Source organism: Paraflavisolibacter caeni, from assembly GCF_025628885.1.
In the GTDB taxonomy this organism is placed as follows: Bacteria; Bacteroidota; Bacteroidia; order Chitinophagales; family Chitinophagaceae; genus Flavisolibacter; species Flavisolibacter caeni.
In genome coordinates this window covers 137495-151303 of the sequence record NZ_JAOTIF010000006.1, presented here as the reverse complement: position 1 = coordinate 151303, position 13809 = coordinate 137495, and the positions used below count along the sequence as shown (strand labels likewise).

The following is a 13809-nucleotide window of genomic DNA, read 5'->3' as shown; positions in this document are numbered from 1 at the left end:
AAATTTAATACAAAATGACAGATAAGGGAAAAGAAAGGGTGATTGATTAATAAAGAGTAACAGGGCCGAGCAAGCCCGTAGATTGCAATGGCTGAGTTGTTCTGCCTTGATTTGTCCAATACTGAGCAATGGGGTTATCGGTTAGACTTTTCATATAATTGCCCATTGTAGTTATTAATTTAATTTCAATTGTGTTATTCCCGTTCCTGATCAATTCTTTGACAGGATAAATCCTCCTTCCATACCACTTGGCACCTGCATTCCTGCCATTTACAAATAATTCCGATACACCAAAAGCCTTTCCAAGGTCCAGGTATTCAATTTTAGTCTGATCCTCTACTATAAAACTATTCTGATAGATAACGGTACCGCAAAAATTTACCCAGTCCGGAATTTCTTTCAGGTCGCTCAGTTTTTCCAATTCTTTTGTAATGATTGTACCATTCACATGTCGTCCTGTGACTGACCATGGATTGGTAATCAACAGTGCTGTTTGATCATTGCTCTTTACCGGCTTAAATACAGGTCCTTTTTTCTCCTTATCAAATACCAACAATTTTAAATCGGCTGGCCCTAAATCGAGAGATAGACTACCGGAGTGAAAAGTTAAGCTGTATCGTTCTCCAGTCTCCGCGTCCCATAGCCAAGGTTGCTTTCCTGAAACAATGGAAGACGAAGGAGTAATGTTGATTTTATAAGAAGCATTCATATTGGAATTAATGAACAGCAATAATTCAACATCTTTTGCCTGGTACCTGACCTGTGATACAAACTTGTCAGGAAAATCAATTTGAACATAAGGACTGATCTTGTATATTTCCTGGATTGCTTTAAACCAACCGGTATGATCTTTACCTGGTTTATTTACTAAAATGGAACGGTCTGTATAGCTCTTTATTTTTTCCATACATTCCTGCACTTCTTTATCTCTTTGTTCGTGATCCTTCCATCCAGGAGCTTTGCTGGGAAAACTGTCAATGAAAAAGATCCTTCCACCCGAGGTCACAAATTCAAATAATTTATTCGCAGTAGAGGGTTCTAATGATTCCACCTGCGTTAAAAAAATGCTTCGATATTTTCGCGGGCCATAAACCAATGTGCCATTCTGAATGGAGGCATCCCGGATCACGCTTTCAGAAATATAATCACAGGCATTGCCGTTCTGGTGAATGGATTCCCATACCAAGGTTTGCCATTGGGGGTGCATGGTTAGCGGGAAGGGATCATTCTGTGCGCCATAGATACTCCAAAGATCGGCTGTAGCAGGTAGAATAGCTATATCAGCAAACATTATAGCCTGTTCTAAAAGCGCGGTGAGCCTTGCCTTGTAATCAGTAAATTGCCTGAAATAGGGCCACCATGGATTTCGTTCATTGATGAACGTTCCATAGATCACCCAACCCGGATAAGCTGCATTGGGTGGTGAATAATTGAAGCCATGAAAGACGGGATGTGTAGTACCAGAAATAATACTTTGATCGCCAGCAATTTTCATTAATTCCAGTGTTTCATTAAAGACCAGGTGAATATTGGTCAACTCTTCACAGCTTACTTTCCTTTTACCTTTCAAATGAGCTGCGGAAGAAACATATTTATTCATTACTGTGTAGGCTCTTCCCACTCTATAATCTGCATCGCTTATCCTGGAGCCCAGTCCTGGCCGTATCCATGTTTCTGCTTCAGGTATGTCGACATCAAAGCTGTTTTCCAAGGGGAAAAATTCTCTTCCATATGCCTGTACGCGTGACTTCACCTTGTTTTCCTTACACCAGTCAAGCAATGGAAGGAAAAACCTTTCACGGATCAATTCAGCTTTTGTCCGTTCAAAATCATACCTCATTCGCTGTATCATGAGCTTAAATTCAGGGCCCTGTCCAGCTCCGTATTCTACGATCGGAGGATTATCATAGACATCTGATTCGTAAATATTGTATGGTAGTACTGGCTTGTACAAAGTATTGCCCATGGAAGTGATCTTGAATAAAATAAAAGGCAACCAGGGCGCAAGGTCATATCCTCTGCGTGCATGGAATTCAGTTAACATATCAGCACACCAATTGGCTCCTTCCAGTTCAAGGCTGTCGGTAAAAAAAGAACGGATCTGATTGGAAAGAGGCCCAATTCGATTCTGTATAGAATCGCTCATTGTTGCGAGGTATTTTTGAACTGCTTCTTTATTGAAATGATTGAGCACAGGACCTGTAGCACCGGGAGCTCCCTGGATCACCTGCATAAAACCATGGATCTTCACCAAAACATACAATACATATTTTCCCTCGGGGATCTTGCAGTGAATTGTTTCAGTTGAAATTTGATCAGACAGATCTTTTACCTCTTCTATCCTGTTGATCACGGCTGGGGCCAATAAAAGCGAAAGCATTTCCATTCTTCGCCCGGAAAAAGGAGAACTGATAGATGGGTCGGCCTCTTTTAAAAGATCAAAAAGCGATACCTCATAATTCATTGGACCTTCCAGGTTTTTAGCACCAATGACAACAGCCTGTGATCTTTCTTCTCCTTTCAGCCACTCGGCTCCAAAAGGCCATCCAGATCCAACAATCAAGTCGCAGGTCATATCCAGCTTTTTGGCCTCTTCGCAACTGAATTTCAATAAATCGATCCATTCGGGACTCAACCATTGAAGAGCAGGCTTGTCTAAATCATTAGTTCTTGCAGGAAATTTAATCGGGTTGATTTCTACGCCGCCGATACCAGCCTCCTTCAACAGGTGAAGCTCTCTTTCTAATTCGCTACGTTCTACTTTATCACCAGTCCACCACCAACGCACAAACGGCCTGTACATAGAAGCGGGATTTTTAAAGATCGCATACAAGTTGGTTCCCGCTTCACCAGCTTCGGGAAATGACAGCAACTTCCTGAAAGGATAGCCAAAGGTCACCAATGAACCTTGTACAATAAAACTTCTCCTGTTCAAATAGATTGATTTATAATTTCCTGGTAGCGTCGCTCCAATAATGATTTCATCCAGTCATTCAATCTCCATTGTTCCTGTTGGGGAGTACCTTTTCTATTCGCGAAAACCATATATGGAGGCGGTCCAAATTCTGGTGTGATTGTACAATGGGTTGCTCCATCCTTCACTCTTGTATCTATCCATTTATCCCAGATCTTCAGGTGAGCTTCCAGAGCTTCTGTATATTCAGGCGCAGAGGGCTCCCATACCTGTGGTCCTTCTGTATGTCCGACCCTGGCATGAATATGCCGGGCATGTTGAATGGCTTTATTTACAGCCGGTTCCTGGTCTTCCAGGTAACTTTCCGAAACGCAAAACCAATGAGAAACATCCAAGGTCAAATGCAGGTAAGGATGTTTCTCCAAAAAAGGGTGAACCAGGTGCGCTGCATAGGTCCATTTATTGCGATGTGTTTCCTGATAAATTGGGATACCGGTTTGCTTACTCACGGTAGTGCAACATTCAAGGCATTCTTCAATTTGCTGTTCAGTGAAATATTCTCTTCCGGTTTGCGCACTAATGTGTAATGGACTTAAAACAGGACTGCGCATTGCAGAGAGATCGAGTAATTGAACTTTTAATGCCGCTAAATAATCTTTAAAATGCTCGTGGTTTCCTGTTACGGTCATGACAATCGCAAACTCCAGTTGATGTTGTTGCAATAAATTGATCACTTTTTGAGGATCTGCATTTTCACCATAAGGGAACCATTCAATCCCTGCATATCCGGCCATCTTTACATCGGTGAGAAAAATATCCCAGTCTGTATGCTCAAAACCCCACCTGGGACAAAGGAATTTTATTTTCATGCGTTCACTGGTGTTGGAGCCTTATAAATCAGCGGGTTTTGTTCATCATTATTCAACAGATCTCCAATCTTCAAACGTTGTAAATATTCATCAGGTAAAATATTGGGTTCGCCGTTAAACTGGTTGCCATCAGGCATATAAGCGCAGGTCATGGCCCGGCGGAAACCATTGGTCATATTTGCATTGGCACCATGTACAGTCAAACCATTATGAAAAGAACAACTGCCTGCTTTCATGGGGGCCGCCACGGAACTACAATTTCTTAATTGAGGATAGACGTCAAAAATGCCATCCATATTTCTTCCGATCGTTATTCTATCAAAACTTGTCAGTTTGTGAGAGCCGGGTATAAAAAACAAGCATCCATTTTCCAAGGTAGCATCATCTAAAGCCACCCATATGGAAATGGCACGGTTATCGGAGAAAGACCAGAAAGGAGTGTCCAAGTGCCAAGCTGTGGGGTTAGCCCACGGGCGTTTGATCAATGCCTGGTCGTGCCAGATGCGAATGCCATCGGCCCCGGATAATTGTGAGGCCATCTGTCCGATCCGCTGATCCAGCATCAGCTCTTTTACCAATTCATTGGTTTGCCAAAGATTCAATATCTGGTCAAATACTTTGACGTAATAATCGGAATCTACGTTGATTCCATCCGCTTCGCCAATTTTGATGTCCTTACCAGGAATCTTTATGCCTGCTCTTTCCTCTACAGCAATGGTAACTGCTTTGCGCCAATGATCCAATTCCTCCGGCGACAGGAAATTTTCAATAACAATATATCCGTTTGCCTGATAGTTTTGAATTTGGGTTTCGTTTAGTTGGAAGTTCATGATTGAAACTGTTTTAAGGTTATCAACTACCCTCCGGTTAATGGCTATGAGCGCATACAATGTGTTTCACACATTTATATGATATGAGACCGATTTCTTCTTGTAAGATACACCTTATTTTACTACAGGGAAAGCCACAACCCTCACTTTAGTACAACCATAGGGCACCAGAGTTATGGTTTTTACTTCCTCTATTACTTTGCCCTTATATATACCTGTTCGATCACTTACGGGTTGGGGAGCCACATCGTTGATCACTTTCCAATCCGGAATTTTCTTAGCCTGGGCACTAATTTCAATTGGAGCATTGGCTAAGTTCCAAACGAAATCATTTGAAACTGGTTTTATTTTTTTTACTTCCAGGTTGTGAATGGGATCCTTTACAATTTTTTCCAGAATGCCATAATTCCAATCTCCTTTTGGATGGACTGTGAAATATTCACCTTCTTTTTCATCCTGTTCCTTTTCCCAGCTTTCTTCCAACTTTAAAGCATACACTAACGGGCCTCTCTCAATCACCCGGGAATTTCGCCCCCAATTGGAAGTGGTCACAGTCATTGGCAACAGTAATGTCAACTGGTCTCCATTTTTCCAGATCCTGTCTATGGTAATGATCTGACCACCTTTCTCTCTACGGATTTCCTTTCCATTCAAAGAAATAATCGCCTCATTACACCATACCGGAATGCGCAATTGCATGGGGAAGGCAACCTCATTTTTTGTACTGAACGTAAAGTTGATCTGGTCATCAAAGGGATAAGCTGTTTCTTCGTAAATCGCTACTTCCGTGTTGTTTTTACCTACTTTGGCTGTAATCCTGTTCGGACTATAATGGAGCGCGGCCAGACCATTGACCGGTGTTCTATACCAGAGGTGGGAAGTAAACTTGGTCCAGCCCTGGTGCATATTCGCCAAGCAACATGTATAGCCGCTTCGCATACCAAATACGTTGTTCATTTCCCGGTCGAATGGCAATGAAAAATTATAAACACCTCTTTCTACCTGCACCTGATTGGCCACCTGGAAATATTGTTTGTTGTTGTAATCATCAGTGGTCTGTGTGGGTAAGGCATTAAATGTCATTCGCTCCAAGGCTTCCATATAATATGTATCGCCGGTAATACCAATGATCTCTTCGAGCGAATACTGCGCCTCTACAACAGCACAAAGCTCAGTACCCTGTACAGGATCGTTTCCATGCAAATCCTCGTCCGCAGAAAAAATGCCCATAGGCAATCCATGCAGCGTCATTAAATCTGTAAACCCTGTCTTCAATGTTTTCAGATACGATGAATCACCAGTACGTTGGAAATGAACGGCAGGATCTTTTAAGGCCATAGCTACATTTACTCCATGCCGGCTCATCCATGCACTATCGTTTTGAAAAGCAGCTGCATGGATCACCCAATCGCGGTTGCCCAGCCAACTACTCCAAGGGAAAGCTTGCGATTGTATCAAGGAAGCCAGTTGCAGCAGTGACGGATCTTTCGTTTTGGAAAACAACCACTGAACCATCAGAATATTATCGTGCGCTCTTGACTGGGCCCATTCTGTCCATTTCCCAATCGGGCATTTTTTTAAAACTTTTTTCTGGTAGTCAAAATATTTGATCATGAAAGGAATCACGCGGTTGTCGTTAGTAGCGGTATAGTATTGCTTTAATACTTTTAACATGATCATACGTGGCCACCAGTCCTCCCCTTTTTCACAGGTTTCAATTGTTATTTGCTTGCCAGTTTCCCGCTCCCACTTTGTTATAGGGCCAAAGTAACCGGAAGGTCGCTGATTGTTCAGTGTCCAGTTGATATATTTCAACACTTTTTCTTTTAATGCAACATCATCCAATTGGTAAGCCAGCGGAACCGCCCCATCCAGCCAATAAGGAGTTTCTTCCCAGCCATCACCTTTGCCACCTAACCAGCCATTATCATTCTTGACTTTCCAGTACACTTCATCTAAATGCCCGGATGTGCCATTCCGCATGATTTGTAGCTGATGCAACAGCCAGCCCTCTGGTTTTATGGATCCTAAAGGAACTTCCTGATATTTGAGCTGTCCCAATTCAGAACTATACTTAGAAGGAACTGATGTTTGTGCCATTGTTCCAATTACAGCCACTTGAATGAAACTATAAGTGACCAACAACTTTTTTAAGTACATCATTTATTATTTTATAGGTTGTGGAGCAACGCCTCCTGAAGTAATTGTTATCGGTTTAATCAACCCTTTATCATCAAAATGCATTTCATCGATACAGGTAACGCGGTGGTTGGCAGCGGTTTCGCCCAAAGGTCTTCGATGATAAACAATAAACCATTTATCTTTTTTAGGAACATGAATCACAGAATGATGGCCGGCACCTGTTGCTACTTTCGGATCTTGCTGCAGTATTTTTCCGATTCGCTCAAAAGGTCCCATAGGAGTATCAGCAATGGCATAAGCAACAGAATAATCAGGTCCTGTCCAGCCACCTTCTGACCACATAAAGTAATACTTACCCTCTTTCATAAACATAAAAGGACCTTCCACATAACCTTTAGGAGTGATCTCTTTAAAAGTTGTCCCGTCTTCAAAAGGAATGAAGCTTGAAAAATCATTTTTCAATTTGGCGATATTGCAGTGGCGCCAACCACCATAGATCATATAGTATTGCCCGTCCTTATCTTTAAACACAAATTGATCGATGGGCTGTGCTCCATTATGAAATTGACTGATCAATGGCTTACCCAAATAATCTTTAAAAGGACCTTCGGGCTTATTAGAAACGGCCACGCCAATACCACCATATTCCTGGTTGTTCTGTATATCATTGGCGCCAAAGAATAAATAATACTTGCCTTCTTTTTCTATAATAGCTGGCGCCCAGACTGCCCGCTTTGCCCAAGGTACATTAGACGTATCCAAAATACGGGAGTGCTTGGTCCAGGTAATGAGATCGGGTGAGGAAAAGGCATCAAAAAACACCTGCTCATTATAGGGAGCAGAATAGGTTGGATATATCCAATATCGTTTATTGAAAACAGCACCTTCAGGATCGGCATACCACCCTGGAAAAACAGGATTACCGGAAGTTGTATTGTTTGTTGAAGACTGCATCTTTGGTGAACAGCTCAAAATGGCACAACATAAAAAACAGGAAACTGACAAGCTCTTTAATCGCATTGTTAATTAAAACTTTTATTTTTTTGACAATATGCAATGTGTACACTAAGAATTCTGGTTATTGAGTTCACTTTATTTAAGCAACAGCCTGCAACATATTCATAGTTTATAGTTGATGCGTTTTTTGCAGAAATGCCAGACGGGCCAATATTTCCAGCATACCTGATTGAGCAACCAGGTCAAGTGTCTTGTCTTTACCCATTAGGCCAAGAGGATTCCTATTCTTCATCAAGGCATGATCAGTACACACCTGAAATGCCTTTATATATTTCGTGTCTTTATGATGTTGCAACAAATGCTGGTATGCTCGCAAAAGCACCGCATTGAACCAATAATCATCCCTGAAAGTACCATTTGCATGAAAATACAGCAGTGCACTATCAGCTATGGCCACTGCCTGCTTCAAATATTTTCTATCCCTTGTTATTTCATAGAGATAAATATTTGATTGCAGCATGGTTCCTGTATTGTATGAATATATCGCCTTTCCTATTTTTTTATTGCCCACCTGAATGTTATCATAATATAATCCGGAAGGAGCCTTCAAATGATCGTTCACCCATTTATATAACTGCAAAGCCGTATCCAGATAACTTTTCTGCTTAGTTGCCTGGTATAACTGAAGCGCCAGTACAATTCCCGGCCCGTTGGAACAAGTATTCTTTGAAGTTTTTTTGTTTTCCTGCCAATAGATGCCACCCTGTAATACTGTATCGTATCCTGTCATCATGTAGCGATATATCAATTCTGCCTGTTTCAGGAATGCAGGATTCTTTTCCCTTTTATAAGCATCCAAACAGGCAATTCCAATCCACTGGTTATCGTCATAAAAACGGTCTCCCCCTTTCAGCTTCATGATGTAAGACGCATATCCGGGTGCAGGTGCTACAGGATCATAATACTCCTGAATCATGTTTAGCATACGTTGTACCAGATCTTTCTTGCCTGATAATTTTTCTATCTCATTATTGGCCTGAATGAGGCCGCACAATGGCCACAGATAAGAAAAAGCATTTTTATCTTTTTCAACCACCACAGTTTCTTTATAGAAGCCGGCAGCAGGATCATAAAAATTATTTTCGATTGCCTGCTGAAATTCATCCAGTTCACTTTGGTATTGAAAATTATCCGAGCGATCTGTTGTTTGTGCCAGTACGGAATTACATACTAACAACCGGATCATTACGGCATAGAGGAATATACGGATGTTCATAATGGGAATCCTTTATCCAGGGATAGCGAATAGGGATAAGCCGCCGACTGAATGCCCCTGCTTTTATTCGGCACATTACTCATCACAAACTGAAGGGTACCACCTTTTTGCAAGTCGAAATGGCTGACCCAGTTTTTATCGTATAGTTTTCCGTTGAATTGAAGACTGCTCACGTAAACGTTTTGAGCACTGTTATCCGGTGCATTGATTTGTAACTGCTTTCCATTTTCCAAGGTGATAGTCATTTTTTTGAAAAGTGGTGTCCCCAATACATATTGATCGGTACCCGGACAAACCGGGTAAAAACCCATTGCTGAAAACACATACCAGGCAGACGTCTGGCCATTATCCTCATCACCGCAGTATCCATCAGGCGAAGGCTTATACAACTTATTCATCGCCTCCCGTATCCAATACTGGGTTTTCCAAGGCTGTCCGGCATAGTTGTATAAATAAATCATGTGCTGAATAGGCTGATTACCGTGCGCATACTGCCCCATGTTCATGATCTGCATTTCTCTTATTTCATGTATCACTCCCCCGTAATAACTTTCATCAAAAACCGGTGGCATATTAAATACAGAATCCAGCATGCTGACAAACATTTCATTTCCTCCCATTAGGCCCTTTAATCCCTCTATATCATGAAACACACTCCAGCTATAATGCCAGCTATTCCCTTCTGTGAAGGCATCACCCCATTTGAAAGGATTGAACGGAGACTGAAAGCTGCCATCTTTATTTTTACCCCGCATCAATTTAGTTTCCGGGTCAAACAGGTTGCTATAGTTTTGAGCTCGTTTGGCATACAAATCGATTTCCGACTTTGGTCTTCCCAACTTTTTTGCCAGTTGATAAATGGTAAAGTCATCATACGCATACTCTAATGTGCGGGCAGCACTTTCATTAATGTCTACGTTGTATGGAACATAACCCAACTCATTGTAGTATTGCACACCTTTCCTGGCCACTGCCGTCAATGGCCCTTCGCTATTGGCATCTTTCACCAGAGCTTCGTACAAGGTATTGATATCGTATCCTCTTAGTCCTTTCAAATAAGCATCAGCCACAACAGAAGCAGAGTTATTGCCGACCATTACATTTCTATAACCAGGACTGGACCATTCAGGTAAAAAGCCACCCTCTTTATAATCATTCACTAATCCTTCCTGCATTTCTTTATTGATAGAAGGATAAAGGAAATTCAAAAAGGGGTATAATGCCCGGAAAGTATCCCAAAAGCCGGTACCTGCAAACATATAACCCGGTAACACTTTGCCGTTATAAGGACTATAGTGAACAAGGTTTCCGTTTTGATCTATTTCGTAATGTTTTTGAGGGAACTGAAGTGTACGATACAGGCAAGAGTAAAAAGTCCGCGTTTGATCAACCGTTCCGCCTTCAACTAACAACCGGCCCAATTGCTTATTCCATGCACTTTTTGCTTTTTCTTTTGTAACATCAAATGTTTCACTGCCCAATTCGCTTTTCAAATTATGTTCTGCCTGTTCATAACTGATAAATGAAGAAGCTACTCTTAAAACGACCTTTTCACCTTTTACTGTTTTAAAGCCGATTACGGCCCCTGCATGGTTAGCAACAATTTCTTTTGATTCTTTTGTCAATGTACTATCATGCCAGCCATATGATACAGTAAATGGCTTGCTGATATAAATAACAAAATAGTTTTTAAAGTTTTGAGGTACGCCGCCACTGTTTTTGGTTGTATAACCTATAATCTTATTTTGTTCAGGAATCAGCTTTACATATGATCCTTTATCAAAGGCATCAATTACAATGAATGAACTATCGGATTGCGGGTAGGTAAACCGGAATTGAGCTGCTCTTTCAGTAGGTGTGATCTCCGTAGTGACATCATGGTCAGCTAAATATACACTATAGTAGTAAGGTTTTGCTATCTCTGCTTTATGAGAGAACCAACTAGCCCGGTCATCTTCCCTGAACTTCATTTTACCGGTAACTGGCATTATAGAAAACTGACCATAGTCGTTCATCCATGGCGAAGGCTGATGGGTCTGCTTAAAACCTTTGATTTTATCAGAATTATAAGTGTACCCCCAGCCACTGCCCATTGGACCTGTTTGAGGCATCCAAAAGTTCATACCCCAGGGCACACAGATGGATGGATAGGTATTACCATTAGACATGCTGGGTTTTGAATCTGTTCCCATTAAAGGGTTCACCCACTCCACAGGATCGGATACATTAGTTACTAATTGAGCCTGCGTATCAACAAATACATTGAATACAATAAAAAATAGAATAAATCTCTTCATGATGTGCCTTTTCAAAAAAGCGATAATTAATTTATAACTGTTTTATTTTGATGTTACGAAAGGCCACTTCATAGCCGTGGTCCTGCATATTATATTGTTGCAATACTTCTGCAGGAACACCTGTCCACTTTCCTGGTCGATTGCCCATATAACCTAAATCTCCAATACCCATTTTACTTGTAAAAAATCCGGATGCTGTTAAACTTCTCATCCTGTTAAAGAAGGCGACACCCTGCTGCATTTCAGGATTTGCTTTTGCCGGGTAGGCAATTTCATCTACAATTTCTATTTGCTGTTGTGCGGTACAGTCTATAAAGGAATTATTGAAACGTTTTAGACATTGCATGTCCAACCAGCGAAGGCCTCCACGCATGGGGACCTGATGTTCCGGGATATCTTTTACAATAAATTCAATAAACTCCGGCACTTTGGCATCTGATGCACTACCGGAACGTTCATCTCTTGGAATAATAATATCACCAAGTACTGTTATGGTTGCCATTTCATGATCCGTAAAGAACTTTTCACTTAGCAACTTTTGGTTGCGTTCCACTTCAAAATGCTGGAGGCCAGCTTCATCTTCATTAGCGGTAATGCTGGTTCCTTTTACCACTACTTCATCCTTTGTCTTACAGGCACCTAATAGAACGCCAGTTGAGATTGCAGTTATACTTAATGCTTTGAGGGATTCGCGTCTGTTCATACAAGTATAGTCATGAATGGATGATTAAATATTTTGCTTTTTACGCTGGTCTAAGATGTATTCCGCTGTACGCATGGATAAAGCAAGGATGGTCCAGGTAGGATTTTTATCGCCTTGCTGCACCATGGGAGCGCCATCTGTTATGAACAAATTTTTGCATTCATGTGCCTGACACCATTTATTTACCACCGATTTCCGAGGATTGTTACCCATCCTGGCAGTTCCTACTTCATGAATAATTTTTCCGGGCTTATCCAAACCATAATTTGTTTCCGGACCGGCCGGACCATTTAATACAACAGCTCCCATTGCATGCATGATTTCTGAAAAAGTTGCCTGCATGTGTTTTGCCTGGTTGATCTCGTCACTGGTCCAAGTATAGTTAAAACGCAATACAGGAATACCATACTTGTCTACTGTGTTTGGATCAATCTCACAATAGTTCTCATATCTTGCCAAGCCTACGCCCCGCCCTGCCATGCCCACCTCAGTACCATAAAATCGGCGATAGTCATCTTTTAATGAAGCGCCATAGCCACCTGCCTCTTTTTTGTTCCCGTTTCTATCCGGCACCATTCCATTTGCTTTAGGTACATGACCACCAAAGCCATAAGAGGGCATGCGCATACCGCCACCAAATTCGATATGATATCCTCGTGGAAAATCTAATTTCTTATTATTGCCCCACCAGGGCGAATAAATATGCAAACTACCCACGCCATCCTCATTATAGCGCTTACGGTCCATCAATTGCGGGAGAAAGCCAGACATAGAGGAACCTGTTGAATCGTGCAGGTACCTTCCCACCAAACCACTGCTGTTACTTATTCCGTTCGGATGCCTGGCCGATTTCGAATTCAGCATGATCCGTGCTGATTCACATGCGCTAGCAGCCAGTATTACTGTTGTTGCACTAACGGAGTATTCCTGCAAATCTTTCTTATCTACATAAGAAACACCAGTAGCCAATCCTTTTTCGTCGGTTAAAACCTCCCGAACCATGGCATTGGAAATAACTTCCAGATTACCCGTTTTCATTGCGGGTATCACAAGTGCAGAGGAAGATGAAAAGTCGCCGTAAATTTTACAACTGCGTCCACACTGGCCACAATAAAAACAAGCATGCCTGTCTTTATTATTGGGCAAAGCTTCCGTTAATACAGAACCTCTTCCTGCTATCACAGGCACCCCTACGCTTGCTGCCGCATTTTTAATCAACAACTCATGTAACCTGGGTTTGGGTGGCGGAAGAAATATACCATCCGGTTCGTTTTCAATTCCCTCCTTTGTACCATACACGCCAATCAGCTGGTCCACACGATCATAATACGGTTTTATCTCATCATATGTAATTGGCCAGGCATCACTAACTCCATCATCAGGCTGAAAGTCTTTAGGCCCAAAGCGTAAAGAAATTCTACCCCAGTGGTTGGTTCTGCCACCCAACATTCGCGAACGAAACCATTCAAACGCTGTATTATCCTTGTGGGTATAAGGTTCACCTTCTATTTGCCATCCACCATAAGCCGCATCAAAATCCCCAAAGGGTCGTGTAGTTGAGGCACCTCTTCTTGGCGACTCATAACTCCATTTCAGTTGATGTGAATCTTTTGCCGGGTCAAAGAAAGGGCCGGCTTCCAACATCAGGACCTTTACGCCTGCATTTGCCAGAATGTAACCAGCCATACCGCCTCCTGCACCTGAGCCCACAATTACTACATCATATGTTTTAGATGTTTTTTTTATTTGGAGCTTGTCATTTGCCATAATTACCTGATGCTTATTTTTTTACAAAAGAGAATTTGAAAAACAGATCACAAG

At 41.8% G+C, this 13809-nt stretch carries 9 protein-coding genes; all 9 read right to left on the bottom strand.

The annotated features are described in order from the left end of the window. Nucleotides 1-46 precede the first annotated feature (46 nt). Complete coding sequence (locus OCK74_RS10785; protein ID WP_279297044.1) at nucleotides 47-2935, bottom strand: glycosyl hydrolase; 2889 nt, start codon at nucleotides 2933-2935, stop codon at nucleotides 47-49. After that, entirely contained in the window at nucleotides 2932-3783 is an 852-nt protein-coding gene (locus OCK74_RS10780; protein ID WP_279297043.1) for a sugar phosphate isomerase/epimerase family protein, read from the bottom strand. Before OCK74_RS10780 ends, OCK74_RS10785 begins: the two co-directional genes overlap by 4 nt. Next, on the bottom strand, nucleotides 3780-4613 hold the full coding sequence (locus OCK74_RS10775; protein WP_279297042.1) for a phytanoyl-CoA dioxygenase family protein: 834 nt from the start codon (nucleotides 4611-4613) through the stop codon (nucleotides 3780-3782). The genes OCK74_RS10780 and OCK74_RS10775 overlap by 4 nt, the downstream gene beginning before the upstream one ends. Before the next feature lie 114 nt (nucleotides 4614-4727). Further along, nucleotides 4728-6776: a beta-L-arabinofuranosidase domain-containing protein gene (locus OCK74_RS10770; protein WP_279297041.1), complete on the bottom strand. Its 2049-nt coding sequence runs from the start codon at nucleotides 6774-6776 to the stop codon at nucleotides 4728-4730. Between the two features lie 3 nt (nucleotides 6777-6779). Continuing rightward, a complete protein-coding gene (locus tag OCK74_RS10765; RefSeq protein WP_279297040.1) occupies nucleotides 6780-7709 on the bottom strand; it encodes a glycoside hydrolase family 43 protein in 930 nt (309 codons plus the stop codon). Nucleotides 7710-7881: 172 nt separating this feature from the next. Next, the gene (locus OCK74_RS10760; protein WP_279297039.1) at nucleotides 7882-8988 is read right to left on the bottom strand and encodes a glycoside hydrolase family 76 protein; all 1107 of its coding nucleotides are present in this window, start codon (nucleotides 8986-8988) and stop codon (nucleotides 7882-7884) included. After that, nucleotides 8985-11285 carry a GH92 family glycosyl hydrolase gene (locus tag OCK74_RS10755; protein ID WP_279297038.1) on the bottom strand — a complete coding sequence of 767 codons (2301 nt, stop codon included), beginning with the start codon at nucleotides 11283-11285 and terminating at the stop codon, nucleotides 8985-8987. Before OCK74_RS10755 ends, OCK74_RS10760 begins: the two co-directional genes overlap by 4 nt. Nucleotides 11286-11316: 31 nt before the next feature. Then, nucleotides 11317-11988 carry a gluconate 2-dehydrogenase subunit 3 family protein gene (locus OCK74_RS10750; protein WP_279297037.1) on the bottom strand — a complete coding sequence of 224 codons (672 nt, stop codon included), beginning with the start codon at nucleotides 11986-11988 and terminating at the stop codon, nucleotides 11317-11319. Nucleotides 11989-12012: 24 nt separating this feature from the next. Next, nucleotides 12013-13755 carry a GMC family oxidoreductase gene (locus OCK74_RS10745; RefSeq protein ID WP_279297036.1) on the bottom strand — a complete coding sequence of 581 codons (1743 nt, stop codon included), beginning with the start codon at nucleotides 13753-13755 and terminating at the stop codon, nucleotides 12013-12015. Between the last annotated feature and the right edge of the window lie 54 nt (nucleotides 13756-13809).

What these genes read in the sequence shown, in the direction of transcription:
- OCK74_RS10760 (WP_279297039.1), bottom strand. Translation starts at nt 8,988, where the DNA reads ATGAACATCCGTATATTCCTCTATGCCGTAATGATCCGGTTGTTAGTA.
- OCK74_RS10745 (WP_279297036.1), bottom strand. Translation starts at nt 13,755, where the DNA reads ATGGCAAATGACAAGCTCCAAATAAAAAAAACATCTAAAACATATGAT.
- OCK74_RS10775 (WP_279297042.1), bottom strand. Translation starts at nt 4,613, where the DNA reads ATGAACTTCCAACTAAACGAAACCCAAATTCAAAACTATCAGGCAAAC.
- OCK74_RS10750 (WP_279297037.1), bottom strand. Translation starts at nt 11,988, where the DNA reads ATGAACAGACGCGAATCCCTCAAAGCATTAAGTATAACTGCAATCTCA.
- OCK74_RS10780 (WP_279297043.1), bottom strand. Translation starts at nt 3,783, where the DNA reads ATGAAAATAAAATTCCTTTGTCCCAGGTGGGGTTTTGAGCATACAGAC.
- OCK74_RS10765 (WP_279297040.1), bottom strand. Translation starts at nt 7,709, where the DNA reads ATGCAGTCTTCAACAAACAATACAACTTCCGGTAATCCTGTTTTTCCA.
- OCK74_RS10770 (WP_279297041.1), bottom strand. Translation starts at nt 6,776, where the DNA reads ATGATGTACTTAAAAAAGTTGTTGGTCACTTATAGTTTCATTCAAGTG.
- OCK74_RS10755 (WP_279297038.1), bottom strand. Translation starts at nt 11,285, where the DNA reads ATGAAGAGATTTATTCTATTTTTTATTGTATTCAATGTATTTGTTGAT.